Origin of the sequence: Staphylococcus auricularis, assembly GCF_001500315.1 — a bacterium.
Taxonomy (GTDB): Bacteria; Bacillota; Bacilli; order Staphylococcales; family Staphylococcaceae; genus Staphylococcus; species Staphylococcus auricularis.
Window position 1 is genome coordinate 1 of the sequence record NZ_LLER01000044.1, and the last position, 217, is coordinate 217.

Annotated in this window: 1 rRNA gene; it reads right to left on the reverse strand. The window is 53.9% G+C overall.

Features of this window, described 5'->3' with window-relative positions:
* A 16S ribosomal RNA gene (locus APS80_RS10420) occupies nucleotides 1-217 on the reverse strand; the annotation flags it as partial.

A 217-nucleotide genomic window follows, 5' to 3' on the forward strand; every position in this document is an offset into this window, starting at 1 on the left:
GCTTCGAATTAAACCACATGCTCCACCGCTTGTGCGGGTCCCCGTCAATTCCTTTGAGTTTAAGCCTTGCGGCCGTACTCCCCAGGCGGAGTGCTTAATGCGTTAGCTACAGCACTAAGGGGCGGAAACCCCCTAACACTTAGCACTCATCGTTTACGGCGTGGACTACCAGGGTATCTAATCCTGTTTGATCCCCACGCTTTCGCACATCAGCGTC